This is a genomic window from Haloplanus sp. GDY1 (assembly GCF_023703775.1).
Classification (GTDB): Archaea; Halobacteriota; Halobacteria; order Halobacteriales; family Haloferacaceae; genus Haloplanus; species Haloplanus halophilus.
In genome coordinates, this window is record NZ_CP098514.1 from 1,837,707 (window position 1) to 1,854,763 (window position 17,057).

Annotated in this window: 22 protein-coding genes and 1 pseudogene; 4 read left to right on the forward strand and 19 right to left on the reverse strand. The window is 71.2% G+C overall.

Going from position 1 to position 17,057, the window contains the following annotated elements:
- Positions 1 to 7: 7 nt before the first annotated feature.
- From NBT67_RS09800 to NBT67_RS09845, 10 genes and pseudogenes are all read right to left on the reverse strand, one after another.
- Positions 8 to 526 (reverse strand): DUF7974 family protein, encoded by a 519-nt coding sequence (locus tag NBT67_RS09800; RefSeq protein ID WP_251341538.1) that lies wholly within the window; start codon positions 524 to 526, stop codon positions 8 to 10.
- A 77-nt stretch (positions 527 to 603) separates the two neighbouring features.
- Positions 604 to 1,527 (reverse strand): annotated as a pseudogene (locus NBT67_RS09805) (ABC transporter ATP-binding protein); the annotation flags it as partial.
- A complete protein-coding gene (locus NBT67_RS09810; protein WP_251341540.1) occupies positions 1,518 to 2,555 on the reverse strand; it encodes an ABC transporter ATP-binding protein in 1,038 nt (345 codons plus the stop codon). The gene NBT67_RS09810 and the pseudogene NBT67_RS09805, both read right to left, overlap by 10 nt.
- The gene (locus NBT67_RS09815) at positions 2,555 to 3,562 is read right to left on the reverse strand and encodes an ABC transporter permease (protein WP_251341541.1); all 1,008 of its coding nucleotides are present in this window, start codon (positions 3,560 to 3,562) and stop codon (positions 2,555 to 2,557) included. The genes NBT67_RS09810 and NBT67_RS09815 overlap by 1 nt, the downstream gene beginning before the upstream one ends.
- A 97-nt stretch (positions 3,563 to 3,659) precedes the next feature.
- Entirely contained in the window at positions 3,660 to 4,607 is a 948-nt protein-coding gene (locus tag NBT67_RS09820) for an ABC transporter permease (RefSeq protein WP_251341542.1), read from the reverse strand.
- Between the two features lie 11 nt (positions 4,608 to 4,618).
- Positions 4,619 to 6,244: an ABC transporter substrate-binding protein gene (locus tag NBT67_RS09825; protein WP_251341543.1), complete on the reverse strand. Its 1,626-nt coding sequence runs from the start codon at positions 6,242 to 6,244 to the stop codon at positions 4,619 to 4,621.
- 120 nt (positions 6,245 to 6,364) lie between these two features.
- Complete coding sequence (locus NBT67_RS09830; RefSeq protein ID WP_251341544.1) at positions 6,365 to 7,396, reverse strand: DUF4350 domain-containing protein; 1,032 nt, start codon at positions 7,394 to 7,396, stop codon at positions 6,365 to 6,367.
- Positions 7,383 to 8,282 carry a S49 family peptidase gene (locus NBT67_RS09835; protein ID WP_251341545.1) on the reverse strand — a complete coding sequence of 300 codons (900 nt, stop codon included), beginning with the start codon at positions 8,280 to 8,282 and terminating at the stop codon, positions 7,383 to 7,385. Before NBT67_RS09835 ends, NBT67_RS09830 begins: the two co-directional genes overlap by 14 nt.
- A 73-nt stretch (positions 8,283 to 8,355) precedes the next feature.
- On the reverse strand, positions 8,356 to 9,117 hold the full coding sequence (locus tag NBT67_RS09840) for an ABC transporter permease (RefSeq protein ID WP_251341546.1): 762 nt from the start codon (positions 9,115 to 9,117) through the stop codon (positions 8,356 to 8,358).
- On the reverse strand, positions 9,114 to 10,064 hold the full coding sequence (locus NBT67_RS09845) for an ABC transporter ATP-binding protein (RefSeq protein ID WP_251341547.1): 951 nt from the start codon (positions 10,062 to 10,064) through the stop codon (positions 9,114 to 9,116). Before NBT67_RS09845 ends, NBT67_RS09840 begins: the two co-directional genes overlap by 4 nt.
- Before the next feature lie 224 nt (positions 10,065 to 10,288).
- Between NBT67_RS09845 and NBT67_RS09850 the strand changes: the two genes are divergently transcribed.
- Positions 10,289 to 10,522: a hypothetical protein gene (locus NBT67_RS09850; RefSeq protein WP_251341548.1), complete on the forward strand. Its 234-nt coding sequence runs from the start codon at positions 10,289 to 10,291 to the stop codon at positions 10,520 to 10,522.
- On the forward strand, positions 10,519 to 11,586 hold the full coding sequence (gene aceA, locus NBT67_RS09855; protein WP_251341549.1) for an isocitrate lyase: 1,068 nt from the start codon (positions 10,519 to 10,521) through the stop codon (positions 11,584 to 11,586). Before NBT67_RS09850 ends, aceA begins: the two co-directional genes overlap by 4 nt.
- A gap of 18 nt (positions 11,587 to 11,604) precedes the next feature.
- Here the strand turns inward: aceA and NBT67_RS09860 are convergent, their stop codons facing one another.
- The 6 genes from NBT67_RS09860 to NBT67_RS09885 are packed head-to-tail and all read right to left on the reverse strand — an operon-like array spanning position 11,605 to position 14,084.
- Positions 11,605 to 11,946, reverse strand: coding sequence for an AzlD domain-containing protein (locus NBT67_RS09860; protein WP_251341550.1), 342 nt, complete (start codon positions 11,944 to 11,946; stop codon positions 11,605 to 11,607).
- Positions 11,943 to 12,671 (reverse strand): AzlC family ABC transporter permease, encoded by a 729-nt coding sequence (locus NBT67_RS09865; protein WP_251341551.1) that lies wholly within the window; start codon positions 12,669 to 12,671, stop codon positions 11,943 to 11,945. Before NBT67_RS09865 ends, NBT67_RS09860 begins: the two co-directional genes overlap by 4 nt.
- A gap of 50 nt (positions 12,672 to 12,721) precedes the next feature.
- Entirely contained in the window at positions 12,722 to 13,096 is a 375-nt protein-coding gene (locus NBT67_RS09870; RefSeq protein ID WP_343218014.1) for a DUF8048 family protein, read from the reverse strand.
- On the reverse strand, positions 13,089 to 13,358 hold the full coding sequence (locus NBT67_RS09875; RefSeq protein WP_251341552.1) for a MoaD-like domain-containing protein: 270 nt from the start codon (positions 13,356 to 13,358) through the stop codon (positions 13,089 to 13,091). The genes NBT67_RS09870 and NBT67_RS09875 overlap by 8 nt, the downstream gene beginning before the upstream one ends.
- Positions 13,355 to 13,639 (reverse strand): ubiquitin-like small modifier protein 1, encoded by a 285-nt coding sequence (locus NBT67_RS09880; RefSeq protein ID WP_251341553.1) that lies wholly within the window; start codon positions 13,637 to 13,639, stop codon positions 13,355 to 13,357. The genes NBT67_RS09875 and NBT67_RS09880 overlap by 4 nt, the downstream gene beginning before the upstream one ends.
- Positions 13,640 to 13,697: 58 nt before the next feature.
- Complete coding sequence (locus tag NBT67_RS09885; RefSeq protein WP_251341554.1) at positions 13,698 to 14,084, reverse strand: DUF7971 family protein; 387 nt, start codon at positions 14,082 to 14,084, stop codon at positions 13,698 to 13,700.
- A gap of 197 nt (positions 14,085 to 14,281) precedes the next feature.
- On the opposite strand from NBT67_RS09885, the gene NBT67_RS09890 reads away from it, so the two are divergent.
- Positions 14,282 to 14,428 carry a hypothetical protein gene (locus NBT67_RS09890; RefSeq protein WP_251341555.1) on the forward strand — a complete coding sequence of 49 codons (147 nt, stop codon included), beginning with the start codon at positions 14,282 to 14,284 and terminating at the stop codon, positions 14,426 to 14,428.
- A gap of 6 nt (positions 14,429 to 14,434) precedes the next feature.
- On the opposite strand, the gene purQ is transcribed toward NBT67_RS09890, so the two are convergent.
- Genes purQ through NBT67_RS09905 form a run of 3 tightly spaced genes read right to left on the reverse strand, consistent with a single transcriptional unit; the run spans position 14,435 to position 16,443 of the window.
- Positions 14,435 to 15,127 carry a phosphoribosylformylglycinamidine synthase I gene (purQ, locus tag NBT67_RS09895; RefSeq protein WP_251341556.1) on the reverse strand — a complete coding sequence of 231 codons (693 nt, stop codon included), beginning with the start codon at positions 15,125 to 15,127 and terminating at the stop codon, positions 14,435 to 14,437.
- A complete protein-coding gene (purS, locus tag NBT67_RS09900; protein ID WP_251341557.1) occupies positions 15,124 to 15,375 on the reverse strand; it encodes a phosphoribosylformylglycinamidine synthase subunit PurS in 252 nt (83 codons plus the stop codon). The genes purQ and purS overlap by 4 nt, the downstream gene beginning before the upstream one ends.
- Positions 15,376 to 15,429: 54 nt before the next feature.
- The gene (locus NBT67_RS09905; RefSeq protein ID WP_251341558.1) at positions 15,430 to 16,443 is read right to left on the reverse strand and encodes a phosphoribosylaminoimidazolesuccinocarboxamide synthase; all 1,014 of its coding nucleotides are present in this window, start codon (positions 16,441 to 16,443) and stop codon (positions 15,430 to 15,432) included.
- A gap of 83 nt (positions 16,444 to 16,526) precedes the next feature.
- Here NBT67_RS09905 and NBT67_RS09910 point away from each other — a divergent pair, with 83 nt between their 5' ends.
- The gene (locus tag NBT67_RS09910; protein WP_251341559.1) at positions 16,527 to 17,048 is read left to right on the forward strand and encodes a DUF4112 domain-containing protein; all 522 of its coding nucleotides are present in this window, start codon (positions 16,527 to 16,529) and stop codon (positions 17,046 to 17,048) included.
- The last annotated feature ends 9 nt before the right edge of the window (positions 17,049 to 17,057 follow it).

Below are 17,057 nucleotides of genomic sequence, written 5' to 3' on the forward strand. Positions count from 1 at the left end.
GCTCTGCTCATTCGACCCGGACCGTCGTCGACGCGACGAGCCGCGGGTCGTCGACGAGGAGGCGCGCGGTCAGGGTGTGGTCGCCGGTGTCGGCGGCGACCCACTCGTCGTCGGCGACGCGGATCCGCCCGTACCAGCGCGTGTGGAAGGTCTTGCGCTCGCGGCGTGCGAAGTCGACGACGCCGGTCTCCGCGGGGAGCGACTCGACCGTCGAGGCGCGGTCCACGCCGTCGACGGCCCAGGTCCACGGGACGGGCGCGGTCGTCCGAAGCCGCAGGGGTACCGGCAGGCGGTTGCGGACGACGAATTCGACCCCGACGGGCTCGTCGGGGGCGCATCGCTCTCGGTCGGTCGTACAGTCGACGGTGAGGGCGCGGCGGCGGAGCCACCGGGGCAGGAGGGCGTGACTCGCCTTCGCGGCGTCGAGCGACCGTGTCGTCCCGGGGGCGGCGGGCGCCCCCGGGTCATCGTGGCGAACGGCGTCGGTTCGCTCGACGCGGCGCGGGCGGCGCGGTGGACGGGTCACGCGTCCTCCAGGAGGTGGTGGTACGGACAGGCGATTTCGTGGTCGTCGCCGACGGGGTCGAGGTCGGGGTGGGCGTCCCACTCCCCGCAGTCGTCCTGGGCGATGGGACAGCGGGTGTGGAAGACACAGCCGTCGGGCGGGTCGGTCGCGGAGGGGACGGTGCCCTCGAGGACGACCCGGTCGCCGTCCCACCGGGGGTCGGGTTCCGGAATCGCGGAGAGGAGCGAGTACGTGTAGGGGTGGTAGGGCGGCGAGAACACCTCCTCGACGGGCCCCGTCTCGACGAGGTGGCCGAGGTACATCACCGCCACCCGGTCGGCGAGGTGATCGACGACCGAGAGGTCGTGGGCGACGAGCAGGTAGGCGAGGTCGCGCTCCGCCTGCAGGTCGGCCAGGAGGTTGAGGATGCCCGCCTGCACCGAGACGTCGAGGGCGCTTACGGGTTCGTCACAGACGACGAACTCGGGGTCGACTGCGAGCGCGCGGGCGATGGCCACCCGCTGACGCTGGCCGCCGGAGAGTTCCCGCGGGTAGCGCGCGGCGTGGGCGGGGCGAAGGCCGACGGTGTCCAGCAGGTCGGCGATCCGGCGGTCGCGCTCGGCGCCCGAGGCGACGTCGTGGGCGTCGAGCGCCTCGCCGACCGCGTCGCCGACGGTGAGTCGGGGGTCGAGGCTGGCGGTCGGGTTCTGGAAGACGTACTGCAGGTCGCGGCGTCGCTCCCGGAGTTCCGACGCCGTGAGCGCGCCGAGGTCGTCGCCCCGGTGGGAGACGGTGCCGGCGGTCGGTTCCTCTAAGTGGACGAGCGTCCGCCCGAGCGTGCTCTTGCCACAGCCGGATTCGCCGACCAGCGCCACCGTCTCGCCGGCCCGGACCTCGAGGTCGACGCCCTGGACCGCCTGCACCCACTGACGGCGCCCGAGCAGGCGGTCGAGGAAGCGCTCGGAGGTGGGGTACTCCTTGACCAGCCCCTCGGCGCGGAGCAGGGGGTCGGTCACCGGGATCCACCTCCGTCGCCGTCGCCGTCGTCGACCTCGACGGAGAACGTCAGTTCGCCGTCCAGGTCGCCGGTGTAGGCCAGACAGGCCGCCTCGTGATCCCCGTCCCCGTCGCCGGTCGCGACGAGCGGCGGGTCGCGCTTCGTGCAGGCGTCCTCGGCGTACGGACACCGGGGGTGGAAGCGACACCCCGGCGGCGGCGCCGAGAGGTCCGGCGTCGCCCCCGGAATCGTCGCGAGGCGGTCGCGGCCGTCGCCGATGCGGGGGACCGCGCTCAACAGCCCGGCGGTGTAGGGGTGTTTCGGGTCGTAAAACAGCTCCTCGACCGGGGCGCGCTCGACGGCCTGCCCGGCGTACATCACCAGCACGCGCTCGCAGAACTCGGCGACGACGCCGAGGTCGTGGGAGACGAGTTGCACCGCGAGGTCGTCGGCCGCCAGGTCGTCGAGCAGGTCCAGCAACTGGGCCTGGACGGTCACGTCGAGGCCGGTCGTCGGTTCGTCGGCGATCAGCAGGTCGGGATCGCCGGCGAGCGCCACGGCCACGAGGGCGCGCTGGGCCATCCCGCCCGAGAACTCGTGGGGGTACTGGTCGGCGCGCGCTTCGGGATCGGGAATCCCGACCCGGTCGAGGAGTTCGACGGCCCGGTCGTCGGCGTCCGCGCCCGCCCGGTCGGAGTGGGCACGCACGGCCTCCGCGACCTGCTCGCCGACGGTGTAGACGGGGTTGAGCGCCGTCTCGGGGTCCTGAAACACCATTCCGATCTCGCCGCCGCGGAGCCGTCGGCGGCGCTCCTCGGAGGCAGCCCGGAGGTCGGTGCCGTCGAACCGGATCGTGCCCCCCTCGATCCGGCCGGGGTCGTCGAGCAGTCCGAGGACGGCGAGCGCGGAGACGGTCTTGCCGGCCCCGCTCTCGCCGACGACGCCCAGTCGCTCGCCGCGGTCGAGGGTGTACGAGAGGCCGTCGACAGCCCGCACGACGCCCTCCTCGGTGTAGAAGCGGACGACGAGGTCCTCGACCTCCAGCAGCGCCATCAGCGCGCCTCCCGTCGGTAGGCGTCGGGGTCGGCGTCCGGGTCGAGGGCGTCACGGACGCCGTCGCCGACGAGGTTGATCGACAGCACGAACAGGAAGATGGCGAGGCCGGGGAAGACGGTGACCCACCACTCCCCGCCGACGAGTGTGTCCCGGCCGGCCGAGAGCATGCTCCCCCACTCGGCGGTGCCGGGCGGGAGGCCGAGGCCGAGGAAGCCGAGCGCGGCCGCCGAGAGCACGACGGTGCCGACGTTGAGCGTCGCCTGGACGACGACGGGCGCGACGGCGTTGGGGACGACGTGGCGCGCGAGGATCCGGCGGTCGGGCACGCCGAGCGCCCTCGCCGCGAGCACGTAGTCGCGCTCGACGACGCTCAGCACCTCGCCCCTGAGCAGGCGGGCGTAACTGATCCAACCGACGGCGACGAGCGCCGCGACGAGCTTCCAGAACCCCTGGCCGAAGGCGGCGACGAAGGCGATGGCGAGGACGAGGAAGGGGAAGGCATAGAGCACGTCGACCAGCCGCATGATCGTCTCGTCGACCCACCCGCCGACGTAGCCGGCGAGCGCGCCGAGCGGGACGCCGACGGCGACGGCGAGGGAGACGGCGATGGCGCCGATGGAGAGGCTGTACCGGCCGCCGTAGAGGACGCGGGAGAACACGTCGCGGCCGGCCCAGTCGGTGCCGAAGGGGTGGGCGAGCGAGGGGGGGAGGTAGGGCTCGGCGACGCCGGAGGCGGCGGGGTCGTACGGCGCCAGCGCGAACGGCTGGACGACGACGCCGCCCACCTCGACCGGGCGGGCGAAGACCGCGAGCAGGGCCATGAGGGTGATGATCGCGAGGCCGGCGACGGCGGTGCGGTCGCGGCGGAAGCGCCGCCAGGCCCGCGTCCGGCGGTCGACCGACGGCACCGCCTCGGAGCGGTCGGCCTCGTCGGCGACGGCCGCGTCCCCGCCGTCGAACCCCCGCACGCGCAGTCGGCCGCGGTCGTCGAGGGGGCCGGTCATGGTCGGGGGCGACTCCAGTTGGACCACGCACGCGGCGGGGCGCGGGCGATGCGTCGGTCGCACCCTCGATCCGGGGGGAAGGGGTCTCCGATCATGGTCAGTAGCGAATCCGCGGGTCGAGCCACGCGTACACGACGTCCGCGAGCAGGTTGGCGACGACGACGGCCGTGGCGACGAGCAACACCACGGCCTGCACGACGGGGAAGTCCCGCTGGAGGATGGCACGGACGAGCAGGCGGCCGAGGCCGGGCCAGGAGAAGACGCGTTCGATGACGACGGCGCCGTCGAGGAGGACCGCAACCTGCACCGCGGCGACGGTGACGACCGAGATGAGCGAGTTGCGCAGGACGTGCTTGACGATCACCGTCCGCTCGGGGAGGCCCTTCGCGCGGGCGGTTCGTACGTACTCCCGGCGGAGTTCCTCGGTGACGGCCGACCGGGTGAGCCGGGTGAAGAGGGCGGCCGAGGCGGTGCCGAGGGTGACCGCCGGCAGGGCGAGGAAGGCGAGCGATTCGAGGGAGAGGAGGGGTGCGACGGGCGGGATCACCGGCACGAGGTTCAGGTGGACGCCGAAGACGAGGATGAGCAGGAGGCCGAGCCAGAAGTTCGGCGTGGCGATGCCGGCGAGCGCGGCGATCCGACTGGCCTCGTCGACCGGGCCGCCGCGCTTCACGGCGGCGAGGACGCCCGCGGGGACGCCGACGAGGAGAGCGACGAGGAGGGCGCCGCCGCCGAGGACGAGCGTCTCCGGGAGGCGGGCGGCGACGGCGGCGCGGACGCTCCGATCCGAGACGACACGCTCGCCGAAATCGAGGTGGAGGACGTCCCACAGCCAGAGCGCGTACTGGGTGTAGATGGGCTCGTCGAGGTGGTACTGGGCGCGAAGCGACGCCCGGAGTTCGGGCGTCGACTCCTGGAACTGGAGGACGTAGTCCACGGGCGTTCCGGGGAGGAGTTTCACCAGCCCGAAGGTGAGCACGGAGACGCCGAGGAGGATGGGCACCGTCAGGAGGGTTCGCCGGAGGACGTACCGTCGAAGCGACATCGGGCCGGCGATCACCCGCCCCCGGTCGTCGTGTAGGCGTCGGCCCAGGGGGCGTAGATGGCGGTGAACTCGCCGGTGTCGAGCGGGTAGGTGTGAAAGCCCTCGACCTCGGCCGTCCGGAACGCTTCGAGGCGCTTGTTGAACCGGACGAAGGCGACGGGCGCGTCCGAGACGATCCGGCGCTGGGCGTCCTCGTAGAGCGCGCGTCGCTCCGCGGGGTCGTACGTCGTCAGCGCCTCGTCGAGCAGGCGATCGACCTCGTCGTTCGCGTAGTGGGCGGCGTTACAGCAGGAGGGCGTGGCCTGCCCGCTGTAAAAGAGGTTCCGGAGGAAGGTGTCGGGGTCCCAGCCGCCGGTCCAGCCGAGCGCCATCATCGAGTCGGAGCGGTGGGAGTCCCCCGCGAGCACCCGGGAGACGTACGTGTTCCACTCGAACTGGTCGATGGTGACCTCGAAGAAGTCGGTGCGGTTCAGGCTGTCGCGGACGAGCTGTGCCCACCGCACTCGCTCGGGCGTCTCGTTGGTGACGATGCTCGTCTCGTAGGGCGGCGAGATGTCGAGGGCGTCGAAGCCGGAGTCGAGGAGTTCGCGGGCGCGCTCCGGATCGTAGCCCTGGTGGTCCTCGCGCATCTCCGCCTGGAACGACTCGGAGGTGTAGTCGTCGAGCAGCGGCGAGATGGGGGCGTACGCCGGGCGGCCGATCCCACCGTACACCGAGGAGACGATCTCCTCGCGGGGAACCAGCCGAGCGATGCCCCGTCTCACCTCGCGGTTCGAGAACGGGGCGGAGGCGAGGGGGAAGACGACCATCTCGAAGCCGCCGGCGAGGTGGTCCGAGACGGTGACGTCGTCGTTCTCCCGGAGGTCGGCGACCGAGTCGGCCGGCGGGTTGTTCGCGAGGTCGACGTCGCCCGCGCGGAGCGCGGCCACCTGCGACGGCCCCTCGACGATGATGCGGAAGGTGAGCGTCTCGATGGGCGGTCTCGCGGGCACCTCGCCCGACCCGTCGTACCAGTGGTCGTCGGCGCGGGTGAGCCGGAAGAGCCGGTCGGGTTCGTGGGTGTCGAACTCGTACGGGCCGGTCCCGATCGGCGTCGTCGAGAGGTCGAGGTCGCCTGACGCGGCCGCCTCGGGGACGATGGGTACGCCGCCGAGGGACTTCCGGAAGGGCGCGTACCGGTCCGCGAGCGTCACGTCGAGGGTGTGGTCGTCGACGATCGTCGCGTCGTCGTACCAGAGGTACACGTCGGATTCGCGGGGCGTCCCCTCGTAGCGCTCGAAGGTGGCGACGACGTCGCTCGCGGTGAAGTCGCTGCCGTCGTGGAAGGTGACGCCCTCGCGGAGCGAGAGCCGCCAGGTGAGGTCGTCACGCTGCTCGACCGCGGTGGCGAGCGTCGGACGGGCCTGTCCCTCGAAGTCCACCGAGAGGAGCGGTTCGTACACGAGGCCGAAGGCCTTGCGCGAGGTGGTGTCGTTCGCCCGCGTCGGGTCGTAGTTCTTCACGTCGGCGGCGAGCGTCGCGACGAGTTCCGACCCCCCCGAGTCGCCCGCCCCGCCAGCACAGCCGGCGACACCGGCGGCACCCGCCGCCCCGACCAGGCGAAGCAGTCGGCGGCGCGATGTGGTGACCGGTGGCATACCCTACCACCGGCGGCCGACGCCGAAATAGGCTACGGTCGGGGATGAGAAGGAGTCGCGTAACTGTTCGCCGGTGGGTCGCCGAGACGATCCGGCGAACCCCCCGGACAGTAACCCGTATCAGGCCGGGGCGGGGGTCGGCCGCGGCGGCGTGGGGGCCCCGTCGGTCGGGGCGCCACCGGGTCCGCCGGTCGGGGCGTCGGCACCCGGCGGCTTGGGCGCGCCGGGCGTCTTCTCGCCGTTCACGAGGAAGTCGGCGAGGTTGCCGATCAGCACCTCGTTGTCGGCGTCGTAGGCGTTCTCGCGGGAGACGAAGCTGGTGTCACCGACCGCGGTGACGTTGCCGCCCTGACTCCGCGCGAGGACGGCGTACCGCCCGTCGTCGCGGGTCGTCGACAGGGTCGTCCCCTCGGTGCCGACGAGGACGCGCGTGCCGCTGCTCGTCCGGACGGGCACCGCGTCGCGGACCACGACCCGCTCGACGCCGTCCGCGAGGCCGGCGCTCGACGCCGGCCGCGCGTAGATGCTCTTGTAGTTGTTGTCGTTCTCCTGCATGTTGTAGAGGTAGCCCGAGCCGTACGCGATGCCGTACGTCGAGGACAGCCCCGCCGTCCGGGGCGCGGTGGGCTGGAGGCCGCCGACGCCGAGCAACAGGCCGCCGGAGGCCTGGACGGAGGGCGGGCCACCCATCACGAGGACGCGCCCGCCGGCGTCGGTGAAGGCCTCGACGCCCGCGAGTTCGTCGCTCGTGAACCGCTGCTGGGGGCTCGCGACCAGGAAGGCGTCCGCGGAGCGGAGCGATTCGTTGAGGCTCCGCCGCTGGCCGCGGTAGAACCGGATCTGGTGGCCGTTCTCGACGAGCGTCGAGAGCAGGGGTTCGAGCTGGGTCTTCGAGACGCCGTTCCGGTGTCCCATGTCCACGAGGACGGTCTTGCCGCTCGCCGAACTCTCCATGCTGATCTCGCCTCGCTCGGGCGTCTGGTCGGGCAGGATCGTGTCGGGCTGGAACTGCTGGTTCTGGACGGTAACGGGGTCGCTCTCGCCGCCACCGTCGCCCGAGCCGAGGGCGTAGGGTGCGACGGCCGCGCCGCCGACGATCACGACCACGATGACAACGAACACGGCGGCGAGTCTGGACTTAGGCGCTGACATTGCCGATCACCTCGCTTTCGGTCTGCACGTCGCCGTACACCATCAGGAAGGTCGGGGTGTCGACGGCGTCGTATCCGACGGGGCTCTCCTCGACGACGACCGTGCCGCCGTCCTGCGAGCTGAGCAGGATGAGACCGCCGACTGCCGGCGGCTCCTTGCGGTACACGTCGTAGTCCTCGAGGCCGGCCTCGGTGGCGGCCTGGCGGATGGCGTCCTGTGTCGAGCCGATCTCGTCGGCCATCCCGTTCTCGACCGCGCGAGCGCCCGTGTACACCTTGGCGTGGGCGACCTCGGTGCGCGAGAGTTCGAGGTCGTCGCTCCGGTGTTTCATGACCGTGCCGACGAACGCGCGCTGGAGCGTCTCGATCTGGGCGCGGCGCTGGTCGGCGGTCGCGCTCGCCTTGTCCGGGCCGCTCTTGATCTGGCCGGGGAGGCCGGGGCCGGGCGACGCGCCGCGGACGCCGACGCTGCCGACGATGGAGGCGGGCGTGACGTAGATGTCGCTGGCGGGCAACATCGCGTAGTAGGCGCCGGAGGCGCCGGTGGCCTTGACGCTCGCGACCACCGGCATCTCTTGGGCCGTGCGCTGGACCGACAGATACAGTTGTTCGCTCGCGGCCGCCCCGCCGCCGGGGCTGTCGACGTTCAGGACGACCGCGTCGATCGATTCGTTCTCGCGGGCCTCGCGGAGGTCCTCCTGGACGGCGGTCGCCGTACTGGAGGCGATGGTCCCCTCGATGGAGATGACGGCGACGGTGCCGTCGGGCTGGGTCGCCCGATCGTAGGCCACCGGGGCGAGGACCGCGCTCAACAGGACGGCAGCGGCCGCGATCAGGGCGTAGGACTGTGCCCTGGTCAGCGAACTGCCGTCTGGACTGTCCGACATGCGTCCCCCCATCGTCACTACGTCCGGTAATAAGCTGGCTTGACGAAAACGGCGATTGTACCTTGTGACGGGATCACTCGGTCAGGCCGTAGCCGCGCTCGAACAGCGCGATATCGAAGGCGACGACCAGCACCGCGAGGACGGCGAGGACGAGCAAGGAGACGTTCGGATCGACCTCGGCGGCGCCGAGGAAGCCGTACCGGATGCCGTTGACCATGTAGACCATGGGGTTCAGATACGAGAGCGTCTCCAGCAGCGGCGGGAGTTCCGCGATGGAGTAGAAGACGCCGCCGAAGAAGACCAGCGGCCGGAGGATGAACTGGTTCATCATCGTGAGGTCGTCCCAGTCGTCGGCCCAGAGCCCGCCGATCACCCCGATCCCGGAAAAGAGGACGGTGATGACGACGCCGAAGCCGACGAGATAGAGCGGCCGGGTGACGCCCACGGACGTGAACGCGGCGCCGACGATGGCGATGAGGACGCCCACGATGGCTCCGCGGGCCGCGCCCGCGAGGACGTACGCCGTCGCCATCTCGGTGTAGGAGAGCGGCGAGGTGAGGGGTTCGTGGATGTACTCGTTCCACCGGCCGTGGAAGATGGAGAAGGCGGCGTTCTCGAAGGCGTTGGAGATGGCGCCGAGGACGACCAGGCCGGGGAGGATAAAGAGGATGTAGGGGATCCCCTGGATCGCGTCGATCCGGCGGCCGAGGATGACGCCGAACACGGAGAAGTAGAGGACGTTCGTGATGAGCGGCGGCGCGAACGTGTTCTTCGGGCGCCGGAGGAAGCGGAGGATCTCCCGCCGGGTGAGCGTCTTGAGACCGACGGTACTCATGGGCGCCCCCCGTCGGCGACCGCCGAGTCCTGGCGTGTCAGCTCGACGAACACCTCCTCTAGCGACGTGCGCGACACGTCGAGGTCGACGATCTCGTAGCCCGCGGCGTCGAGTTCGCGGACGAGGTCGGGGGCGACGAGGCCGCCGCGCGAGGCGGAGACGACGAGGCGGCCGTCCTCCACGTCGACGGCCTCGACCTGGCCGTTGCCGGCGGCGACGTCCGGCGCGGACTGCATCGGCTCCCGGAAGGTGACGGTGATGCGGTCGGTGCCGCGATCCATGAGTTCGTCGGGCGAACTCACGGTCACGACCCGTCCGCCGTCGAGGATGGCCACCTCGTCACAGAGGCGTTCGGCCTCCTCGATGTAGTGGGTGGTGAGCAGGATGGTCGTCCCGCCCTCGTTGAGGTCGGTGATGAGGTTCCAGAGGTCGTGACGGAGCTGTACGTCGACGCCGGCGGTCGGTTCGTCGAGGATCAGCAGGTCGGGATCGGTGACCAGCGCCCGGGCGATGAGAAAGCGGCGCTTCATCCCCCCGGAGAGCCAGTCGAAGCGCGTATCCCGCTTCTCGTAGATGCCGACCTGTTTCAGGACCTCGTCGGCCCGCTCCCGCGCCTCGCTCGCGGGGATGCCGTGGTAGCCCGCCTTGTGCTCCAGCACCTCGCGGATGGGGAAGAACCGGTCGACGTTGAACTCCTGTGGGGCGAGGCCGATGCGGTCCCGGGCCTCCCGGTAGTCGGCCTCGACGTCGTGCCCGAACACCCGGGCCTCGCCGCCGCTCTTTCGCACGAGGCCGACGAGGACGTTGATGAACGTCGTCTTGCCCGCCCCGTTCGGCCCGAGGAGGCCGAAGAAACTCCCCTCGGGCACCGAGAGCGAGACGCCGTCGAGCGCCGTCACGTCGCCGTATCGCTTCCGGAGGTCGTCGATCTCTATGGCGGCCACCATCTGATAGACCCCGGGCGCTGGACGGAATTAAGCCCCGTGGAGTGTCCGTGTGAGTTGATAACGCGGATCAAATTAAGGCTTAAAATTCATTAACGAATATTATCATTATCGATCATTAAGTTTATGGGCCTGCTCGCCATCCGATCGGGTGCAATGCACGTACGCGACCCTCCCACGGACGCGAGACGGACCGGCGGACGACCGACGAACGACACCAACCTGACATGGAACCCACGACCCAGCGACCCGACGACGACGAACTAGCCCAGCAAGCGCCCCTCGTTCCGGACCTCGGCCGTCGACGGCGGTCGGCGACGGACGGCGGTTCCCGCCGTCCGACGCGCCGCGTCCCCGTGACCGACCCGCCGACCCAGCGCACCTACGACGACGAGCAGGCACAGGAGGCGCCGCTCGTTCCGGACCTCGGCCGGCCCGAACCCGCGGGGGACGGCCGATGACGCCCGAGGACCTCGACACGGACACGATCACCCGCGACATCGACAACCCGGCGGCCGAGCGGTTCCGCGAGCGACTGGACGACCAGCAGTTCGTGTTCGCGCCGGGCATCTACCACGCCCTCGACGCCCGTCTCGCGGAGATGACGGGTCACGACGCCGTCTACATGAGCGGCTACTCGACCGTCCTCGGCCAGTTCGGATTTCCCGACCTGGAGATGGTGACGATGACGGAGATGGTCGAGAACGCAAAGCGGATCAGCGAGGCGACCACGCTCCCGGTGATCGCCGACTGTGACACCGGCTACGGGGGCATCCACAACGTCCGCCGCGCGGTGCGGGAGTACGAGAAGGCGGGCGTCGCCGCCGTCCACATCGAGGACCAGACGACGCCGAAGCGCTGTGGCCACATCGCGGGCAAACGGATCGTCTCCCGGGAGGACGCCGAAGCCCGCTTCCGGGCGGCCGTCGACGCGAAGCAGTGCGAGGACACCGTCGTCATCGCCCGAACGGACGCCTACGGCTCCGCCAACGGCGACTGGGAGGAACACCTCGAACGCGGGCGGATCTACGCCGACGCCGGCGTCGACCTCGTCTGGCCGGAGATGCCCGACCCGTCCCGCGAGGACGCCGAGCGGTACGCCGAGACCATCCACGAGACCCACCCCGACCTCGACCTCGCCTTCAACTACTCCTCCTCCTTCGCGTGGTCGGAGGAGGAGGACCCGCTGACCTTCGCCGAACTCGGCGACCTCGGGTACAAGTACATCTTCATCACCCTCTTCGGCCTGCACTCGGGCGCCCACGCCGTCTACGAGGACTTCCAGCGCCTCGCGCAGGACGACGAGGAGGCGCAGTTCGACCTCGAGGAGCGCTACCTGGGACACCCCACCGAGAGCCACCACGAACTCTCGTTCGTGAGCAAGTACCAGGACATCGAAGCTCAGTTCGACCCCGAGGCCCGCCAGCGGATGGAGGCCTCGGAGGGGTTCAGCGAGGACGAGAGCGACCCCATCTCCAGCGACGAGGGGGAGGAGACGCCCGAGACGCCCGCCAACGACGACTGAGCGGACCGCCCCCGGCCTTCACAGCAGGAAGGTGATCGCCCAGAACGTGACCATCCCGGCGGCGAGCGTCGCGAACATGTTCTCGGTGGTCCACGCCACGACGCCGGCGACGACGCCCGCGAGGAGGCGGGGATCGAGGAGCGTCGCGGTCACCGAGGGTCCGGGATCGACGAGCGACGGCGCGACCAGCGCCGCGAGCACCGCCGCCGGCACGAACCGGAGCGCCCGCTCCAGTCGCGGCGGCATCCCGTCGACCCACCCGAGCAGGTAGATGAACGAGTACCGGATGACGAAGGTGAGGAGGCCGACGACGATGACGACCGCCCAGATCGAGAGCGGGCCGTAGGACGTCGTCGTCATGCGACCCTCCCGTCGGCGGCGACGCCCGCGACGACGCCCGCGAGCGCGCCGCCGAGCAGTCCGAGGTTCAGCGGCCACCCCGATCCGACGACCGCGACGCTCCCCCCGACGAGCGCCGCGACGGCACGGGGCCGATCCGACAGTTCGGAGACGAGCATGGAGAGAAAGACCAGCGGCACCGCGAAGGAGACACCCCAGCTCTCGGGGACCCCCGCGCCGAGGACGACCCCGGCGAGGGTCGCGGCCTGCCAGACGGCCCAGATGGCCCCAGCGGCGCCGAGGTAGTACCACCGACGGTCGGTCACGCCGTCGACCCCCGGCCCCTCGCCGGCTTCCGAGGACCCGCGCTCCTCGCCCTCCGTGAACTTCGCGATGGCCAGCGCGTAGGACAGGTCAGTCAGCAGGTAGGCACACACCATCTCCCACCGCCGCCGGAAGGACTCGAAGTAGGGGGCGATGGAGGCCGAGTACATGCTCATCCGCAGGTTGATGACGACCGCGGTGAGGACGACCACGGCGAGGGAGGCGTCGCGGGCGAGGAGGTCGATGGCGGCGAGTTGCGAGGCGCCGGCGAACACGACGACGGACAGGCCGACGGCCTGGGCGGGCGAGAGGCCGGCCTCGACGGCGGCGACGCCGGCGACGAGGCCGAAGGGCGTCACGCCGAGGAGGAGGGGCGCCGCCGCCCGGACGCCGGCGCGGAGGTCGTCGGGAACGTCGAACATACCACCCCGTGGATCGGGCACCCGCAACGACCTTTCGGTTCCCGGCGGCGTCACCGACCGATGACGACGGCCTCGCGGATCTCCAGTGCCGTCTCGAACTCCTCGCGGCGGCCGGTGTCGGAGCCGATCCGCCGGAGCTGTTCGGCGTGGGTCCGCGCCACCGCGTCGATCCCCCGGCGGTCGAGGCCGAGCCGGTCGCCGACGTCCTCCCAGTGGTCCGTCGGGACGAGAAACACCTCGCGGCCGTCGCCGTCGGCCACCCGCTCGAACTCGCGGCGGTAGGTGTCCAGCCGCCCGCGGAGGTCGGCCTGGACGGTCTCCAGCAGATCGGAGAGCCGGCCGGGGCCGACGCTCGCCTTCGCGGACGCGAGCATGAACACCTGCCCGTCGATGGGGGAGTTCGACGCGCCGGACACGTCAGCCACCCGCGCGCATCGCCTTCTGTGCGAACTTCTCGATGAGCGGATCGAGCGTCTCCGGATCGCCCTCGAACACGAAGTCGATCTGCGTCAACGACACCGACGGCCCGACGCCGACGGTCTGTTCGGAGAGGTCGGCCGCCCAGTCGTCGCCCTCGACCCGGTCGTCGGCCACCTGCTCCCCGCCGAGGGTTTCGAGGTACTGGATCGCCAGTCGCTTGGAGATGCCGCGGAAGGAGCGCTCCCGGCGCACCCAGTCGTCGGTCATGCGCCCCCGGCGACCGGCGGGAACACCGACAGAGTGTCGCCGTCCTCCAGGGTCGTCTCGGTGCCCTCCATGTGGAGCACCTCCCGGCCGTTTTTCAGAATGTTGAGGTTCGGCTGCAGGTCGCCCTCGTCGTCGATCAGCTTGCCTTCGAGGCCGTCGTACGCCGATTCCAGCGTCAGGAGCACTTCGCCGACGGTCGCGCCGTCCTCGAACTCGCGTTCGAGGGTCTTCTGGCCGACCGCCTCGCGGAACGTTGCGAAAAACCGCAGTTCCAGATCCATGTCAGGCGTTGGGAGCGCGCGCCTAAAAAGTCACGTGACACGGTGCGTCGCCGTCGCCCTACCGGTCGCGCAGGCGGATGCCGTCCTCGACGGTCCGGTAGTTGCGCTCGCGGTCGATGCGCTCGGCCACCCAGCCGACCTCCTGAATCTGCATGATGAGGTCGGCCTGGAGGTTCCGCCACGCGATGGCGTAGATGGGCGACTGCCCCCACGCGCGGAGTTCGGGGACGAAGTCGTCGTACTGTTCGAGCTGGTCCTCCAGGCGTTCGAGGGCGCTGACGACGCCCTGTGCGGCCTCGCGCTCGTCGTCCGCGGAGTCGACGGCCTCGTTGAGCCGGGCTTCGAGCCCCGCGACCGCCCGCTGCATGTCCTGTCGGGCCGCGTCGTCGTCCTCGGGGAGCGAGTCGAGAATCTGCCGGGGAACGCCAAGGTCGAATTCGTCCATACCGTCGGGTGGCCCGCGAGGTGTAAAAGGCTCCCGGGAGCGGGCCGGTGAGGGCGATACCGCCCGAGACGAACGGTCCCGCCGCCACGCCCGACAGGCCGACCCTGTCGCCGGCTACGCTCCCGTTAGCCGGTCGGTACGGGACGTGTACCCATGGTTCGTCCTGACGTAGGTGGCGGCGCCCCCCGAGGGTTCCCATGACACACACCGATCCACGGCCCGACGACGACACCGGCGTCGACTGCGAGGCGTTCCGCCACCCGAACGGGTGGTTCCTGATCCGCGAAATCGACAGCGACGAGGGCTGGCTCTGCACCGACCGGCCGGTGGACGTCGAACGGTAGGCGCCGCTACACCGCCGCCAGCGCCGCTTCGAAGCCGCGCAACAGCCCCGCGCCGTCGGTCCCGTCGAGGTCGGGGAGCGTCGCCCGCTCGGGGTGGGGCATCATCACCGCCACCGTCTCCCGGTCGCCGAGGACGCCGGCCACCGACCCCCGCGAGCCGTTGGGGTTGGCGTCGTCGGTGACGGTCCCGTCGGCGTCGCAGTACCGCAGGAGGATCCGGTCCTCGTCGACGAGGCGGTCGTACGTCTCGTCGTCGGCCTCGAAGCGGCCCTCGCCGTGGGCGATGGGCAGTTCCAGCACGTCGCCCTCGTCGTACGCGCGGGTCCACGGGGTGTCGGCGTTCTCGACGCGGACGTGGACGCGCTCACACTGGAAGCGGGCGCTCCGGTTGACCGTGAACGCACCGGGCGTGAGGCCGGCCTCGCACCCGATCTGGGCGCCGTTGCAGACGCCGAGGACGGGCACCCCCTCGCTCGCCGCCTCCCGCACCGCCGCCACGACGGGGGTTCGCGCGGCCATGACGCCCGCGCGGAGGTAGTCGCCGTACGAGAAGCCGCCGGGGAGCATCACGCCCGTGGCGTCGTCGGGCAGGCCGTCCTCGTACCAGACGCGCTCGGCGTCGATGCCGAGGTGGGAGAGCGCGCGCACCGAGTCGCGGTCGCAGTTGCTCCCGCCGAACTGGATCACCGCGACCGTCATCGGTCCGCGACCTCGACCTCGTAGTCGTGGATGGTCGGGTTCGCCAGCAGGCGCTCGGCCATCTCGTCGGCGCGGTCGGCGGCCTCCTCCGCCGACGCCGCGTCGAGGTCGATCTCGAACCGGTCGGCAGACCGGAGGTCGTCGAGTTCGAACCCGAGTCGTTCGAGCGCGCGCTGGGTCGTCTCGGCCTCGGGATCGAGGACGCCCCGCTTGAGTCGCACCGTGACCGTCGCGGTGTATGCCGTCATCGCTCGACCGTCGGTGGCCGGGCGCAAAAGCCGTTTTGGAGTCGTCGCCGCGGGCTACAGGTCGCGAACCGCGTCGACCGCCGCGTCGACGTCCGGCGCGTCGAACCACGCCGTCCCGGTGTAGGCGTTGGCGCCCGCCGCGTACAGGTCGGCGACCGCCGCGATCACGTCGGCCGGGAGCGGGTCCGGATCCACGTCACAGAGCGTCCGCCAGTCGGCGACCCCCCGTCGGTCCGCCGCGGCCTTCGCCTCGCTCACCGCCTCGACCCACTCCGGGTGGGCGCGCTTGTAGTACTGGCGCACCACCTCCTTGGACACCTCCTGGCCCCGGTAGGCGAAGCGGTTCTCGTCGAACGTGCCGACCACGTCCGCCACCCGGATCTCGCCGTCGACGTAGCAACACTCGATCTTGCCGTCCTCGTGGACGAACCCCGCCTCGGCCGCCCGCTCGGTGACGACGCGGTTCACCGCCCGCGCCAGGTCGTCCAGCGCGTCGAGGTCGGCGGCGCCCGCGATCCGCTCGGCCTCCGCCCGGTCGAGGTAGCGATCCTGCTCCTCGTACTTCGTCGAGAACTCGACGACCGGGTCGGGCAGGTCGACCGGGTCGTCGGGCCACTCGTCGGCGTCGAGGCCGTAGTCGCGCGGCGCCCCCCGCGACCGGAGGCTCGACCCGACGGGCACCGTGTTCCGGAAGACGACCTCCAGCGGGATCAGGTAGTTCCCCCCCGCCGCCCCGTGGAAGGCGTCGTAGTCGTAGGCGCCGTCCGCGAAGGGCAGGTCGGGCACCTGCACGAGTTCGATGGCGAGTTCGCGCGGCGCCTCGTCGGCGTCGGCCAGCGGGGACGCGTCCGGCCCGACGCCGCGGTAGTGGGTCGGGACGCCAGCCTCCTCCAGCAGTTCGAAGTTGAACGCGCCCATCGTACAGAGGCTCCGCCCCTTCTCCGGGATGGTGTCGGGCATCGGCCCCCAGTCGAAGACGGAGTAGTCGTCGGTGAAGGCGAAGCGCCCGCGACCCGTCGCCGTCGCCGTGGGCTCGCGCTCGACGCGGAACTCCTTGACGCTCGTCATGGTGAGGGTCGCGCGCGCCGCCGGCAAGAACCTTTCCGGTTCCGACCCGGGAGGCTTTGGGTCTCGCGGCCCTCCGGACGGCCGTGCCGACCGCCCCGTCGCCCGCGCCCGTCCCCGAGGAGTCGGACGCGGAGCCCATCGACCTCGACCCCGGAGTGGCGGCCGACCTCCGGCGCCTCCGGGACCTGAGTCACCTCCTCGACGACTCCATCCGGATCCCGGGGACGACCCGGCGGATCGGCGTCGAACCCCTGATCGGCCTCCTGCCCGTCGTCGGCGACGCCGTCGGCGCCGCCCTCTCGGCGTACGTCCTGAGCGTCGCCGTCCGCACCGGCGTCCCCCGGGCGACGCTGGCGCGGATCGCCCTCGTCCTCTGGATCGACGCGACGGTCGGCGCCGTGCCGGTTCTGGGCGACCTCTTCGACGCGTACTGGAAGGCCAACAGGCGGAGCGTGCGGTTGCTCGACGCCCGGATCGCGGATCCGTCCTCGGCGGCGGCCGACCGGCGGTACCTGTGGTGGACCGGCGTCGCGGTCGCCGCGCTCGGCGCCGCGACCCTCGGCGGTCTCGTCGCCCTGGGCTGGTGGCTCGTCGGCGCCGTGTGAATGGTAACT

What these genes read in the sequence shown, in the direction of transcription:
- NBT67_RS09885 (WP_251341554.1), bottom strand. Translation starts at nt 14,084, where the DNA reads ATGGACGAATTCGACCTTGGCGTTCCCCGGCAGATTCTCGACTCGCTC.
- NBT67_RS09840 (WP_251341546.1), bottom strand. Translation starts at nt 9,117, where the DNA reads ATGAGTACCGTCGGTCTCAAGACGCTCACCCGGCGGGAGATCCTCCGC.
- NBT67_RS09825 (WP_251341543.1), bottom strand. Translation starts at nt 6,244, where the DNA reads ATGCCACCGGTCACCACATCGCGCCGCCGACTGCTTCGCCTGGTCGGG.
- purS (WP_251341557.1), bottom strand. Translation starts at nt 15,375, where the DNA reads ATGACGGCATACACCGCGACGGTCACGGTGCGACTCAAGCGGGGCGTC.
- NBT67_RS09810 (WP_251341540.1), bottom strand. Translation starts at nt 2,555, where the DNA reads ATGGCGCTGCTGGAGGTCGAGGACCTCGTCGTCCGCTTCTACACCGAG.
- NBT67_RS09835 (WP_251341545.1), bottom strand. Translation starts at nt 8,282, where the DNA reads ATGTCGGACAGTCCAGACGGCAGTTCGCTGACCAGGGCACAGTCCTAC.
- NBT67_RS09820 (WP_251341542.1), bottom strand. Translation starts at nt 4,607, where the DNA reads ATGTCGCTTCGACGGTACGTCCTCCGGCGAACCCTCCTGACGGTGCCC.
- NBT67_RS09830 (WP_251341544.1), bottom strand. Translation starts at nt 7,396, where the DNA reads ATGTCAGCGCCTAAGTCCAGACTCGCCGCCGTGTTCGTTGTCATCGTG.
- NBT67_RS09850 (WP_251341548.1), top strand. Translation starts at nt 10,289, where the DNA reads ATGGAACCCACGACCCAGCGACCCGACGACGACGAACTAGCCCAGCAA.
- NBT67_RS09875 (WP_251341552.1), bottom strand. Translation starts at nt 13,358, where the DNA reads ATGACCGACGACTGGGTGCGCCGGGAGCGCTCCTTCCGCGGCATCTCC.
- NBT67_RS09815 (WP_251341541.1), bottom strand. Translation starts at nt 3,562, where the DNA reads ATGACCGGCCCCCTCGACGACCGCGGCCGACTGCGCGTGCGGGGGTTC.
- aceA (WP_251341549.1), top strand. Translation starts at nt 10,519, where the DNA reads ATGACGCCCGAGGACCTCGACACGGACACGATCACCCGCGACATCGAC.
- purQ (WP_251341556.1), bottom strand. Translation starts at nt 15,127, where the DNA reads ATGACGGTCGCGGTGATCCAGTTCGGCGGGAGCAACTGCGACCGCGAC.
- NBT67_RS09905 (WP_251341558.1), bottom strand. Translation starts at nt 16,443, where the DNA reads ATGACGAGCGTCAAGGAGTTCCGCGTCGAGCGCGAGCCCACGGCGACG.
- NBT67_RS09860 (WP_251341550.1), bottom strand. Translation starts at nt 11,946, where the DNA reads ATGACGACGACGTCCTACGGCCCGCTCTCGATCTGGGCGGTCGTCATC.
- NBT67_RS09845 (WP_251341547.1), bottom strand. Translation starts at nt 10,064, where the DNA reads ATGGTGGCCGCCATAGAGATCGACGACCTCCGGAAGCGATACGGCGAC.
- NBT67_RS09880 (WP_251341553.1), bottom strand. Translation starts at nt 13,639, where the DNA reads ATGGATCTGGAACTGCGGTTTTTCGCAACGTTCCGCGAGGCGGTCGGC.
- NBT67_RS09865 (WP_251341551.1), bottom strand. Translation starts at nt 12,671, where the DNA reads ATGTTCGACGTTCCCGACGACCTCCGCGCCGGCGTCCGGGCGGCGGCG.
- NBT67_RS09890 (WP_251341555.1), top strand. Translation starts at nt 14,282, where the DNA reads ATGACACACACCGATCCACGGCCCGACGACGACACCGGCGTCGACTGC.